Genomic DNA, 2,002 nt, shown 5'->3' with positions numbered 1-2,002 from the left:
TCGGCAGCGTGCGGGCGGGCCGGGTCGGGCGCGCGCTGCGCCAGGGCGGGCAGCGCCAGGCACGGCGCCAGCAGCAGCGCCACGCACCCGCCGCGCCGTGCAGCCGCCCGATCCATCGCCTGGCCGTGACGCGCCATGGCTTCCACGCCCCTGTCCCGCCGGGTCAACGCCTCGTTCATCCGGGCCGCGGCATCATGGCGCATCGATGCCTCGCCTGGCTGCCCTGATCGTCGCCCTGCTGCTCGCCGCACCGGCCGTGCATGCGGATGACGCCGCGCCGCGCCTGTGCGTCGCACGCTTCGTCGCGAACGACCCGCTGCCGCTGGAACGCCGCTTCATCGGCCTGCTGACCGGCGATGGCTGCACCGCCGGCGACCTGCTGCACTTCACCTTCGTGGGCGAAAGCCTCGCCGCCGCCGTCGCCGCGCGGCACCGCCGATTCTACCGCCCGGTGCTGCTCGACCGCGGGGAGGAGACGCACCTGGTCTGCGTCTGGCAGGGCACGATGCGCGTCGCCCGGCCCTAGGCCGGGGCACCCGGCCGGGTCGCTCCATCCGACCGCCCTGGTCCGGCACGCAGGCGAGCGGTGCACCTCGGCGCCGGCCGGCGGAACGGCGCGGCGGCTCCCCCCGCCCGACGTTGCGTCCGGGCGGTGAAGGGCCGCCTCGGGCCACCGCAGGCCAGGGCCAGGTCCGACCGCGCAAGGCGACGGCCTCGCTACCCCTCGGCGTGGCGCGCCGCCCGCCGCAGCACAGCGCAGAGCCGCGAGAACCCCAGCCAAAAGGCGCCATGCTCCGGCGCCTGCTCGGGCCGCCCGCCGAAGGCGGGTTCGCCGCGGCGCAGCAGCGCAAGCCGCGCCTCGAAACGCCCGCGCATGTTCTCGAGGAAGGCGCCGCTCGCGCCCAGGTATTGCTCGATCAGCTCGGTCGCGAGCGCGATCTCGACCTCCGCCCGGCCCTCGGTGGTGAAGCGCTTCAGGGCGCGGCTCTCCTCGGCCAGCGCCAGGTGCAGCCGGTGCAGATCCTGCAGGTGGCGGGCGATCCGGGCGCGCGCCTCGCGCTCCGCCTCGGTGATGGCGCTGCTCTGGTCCATGGACGGCCTCCGGGCCGCAGCATGGCGGGGCGGCGGTGAAGCGGCGATGAAGACGGCCGGAGGCCCGCCCCGGTCCTCCGTCTTCCCCAGGGGCAGCGCCCCGGCCTACCACCTGCGCGCAGCCATGGAGGGCCCCATGCGGATCGCGACCATCGCCGAGCTCGAGGCGCTCTACGGATCCCCCAACCTCGCCTCGACCGCCAAGGTGGCGGACCGGGTCACGCCGGAATACCGCCGGCTGATCGAGGCCTCGCCCTTCCTGGTGCTGGCCACCGCCGGCCCCGAGGGGCTCGACTGCTCGCCGCGCGGCGATGCGCAGGGGCTGGTGCGGATCGGAGATGACCGCACGCTCCTGCTGCCCGACCGGCGCGGCAACAACCGCGCCGACAGCCTGCGCAACATCATCCGGGACCCGCGCGTGGCGCTGCTGTTCCTGATCCCGGGATCAGGCACCACGCTGCGCGTGAACGGGCGCGCGCACGTGTCCGTCGCGCCCGACCTGCTGGCGTCCTTCGCGGTCGAAGGCGCGGCGCCGCGCTGCGTCGTCGTGGTCGAAGTCGCGGAGGTCTATTTCCAATGCGCCCGCGCGGTGCTGCGCGCGGGGCTGTGGGATCCGGGCAGGCACGTCGATCCGGCATCGCTGCCGACGCCGGGGGCCATCCTCGCGCAGATGAGCGGCGGCAGGACCGGCGGCGATGCCTATGACCGGGAATGGCCGGAACGGGCGGCCAGGACCATGTGGTGAAGGAGCACCGGCGGGGCGCTGCCCCTCCGGAGAGCGTTCCCCTGGACCGCGATCAGGGGAGGCGGGCGGCGACGCGCGCGACCAGCGCCTCGCGCTCGGCGCGCATGGTGGCGCCGCGCGCCTTCGCCGCGGCCAGCACGCCGGGCGGCGCGGTCTCGGGCGATC

The 2,002-nt window shown here is 75.7% G+C and carries 4 protein-coding genes; 2 read left to right on the top strand and 2 right to left on the bottom strand.

The features are described 5' to 3' along the window. Positions 1-203, bottom strand: a 203-nt coding sequence (locus HW578_RS28090) for a hypothetical protein (RefSeq protein WP_232479298.1), incomplete at its 3' end; no start/stop codon positions are given. A 2-nt stretch (positions 204-205) separates the two neighbouring features. On the opposite strand from HW578_RS28090, the gene HW578_RS25890 reads away from it, so the two are divergent. After that, entirely contained in the window at positions 206-526 is a 321-nt protein-coding gene (locus HW578_RS25890) for a hypothetical protein (protein ID WP_198373588.1), read from the top strand. Between the two features lie 191 nt (positions 527-717). On the opposite strand, the gene HW578_RS25885 is transcribed toward HW578_RS25890, so the two are convergent. Next, positions 718-1,092 carry a hypothetical protein gene (locus tag HW578_RS25885; RefSeq protein ID WP_198373587.1) on the bottom strand — a complete coding sequence of 125 codons (375 nt, stop codon included), beginning with the start codon at positions 1,090-1,092 and terminating at the stop codon, positions 718-720. Positions 1,093-1,228: 136 nt separating this feature from the next. Between HW578_RS25885 and HW578_RS25880 the strand changes: the two genes are divergently transcribed. Continuing rightward, on the top strand, positions 1,229-1,837 hold the full coding sequence (locus tag HW578_RS25880; RefSeq protein WP_198373586.1) for a pyridoxamine 5'-phosphate oxidase family protein: 609 nt from the start codon (positions 1,229-1,231) through the stop codon (positions 1,835-1,837). Positions 1,838-2,002 lie beyond the last annotated feature (165 nt).

It is taken from the genome of Roseomonas rosulenta (assembly GCF_016106005.1).
Lineage (GTDB): Bacteria > Pseudomonadota > Alphaproteobacteria > Acetobacterales > Acetobacteraceae > Neoroseomonas > Neoroseomonas rosulenta.
Note: the sequence above shows the minus strand (reverse complement) of the source record. Positions and strands in the feature narration are given on the sequence as shown.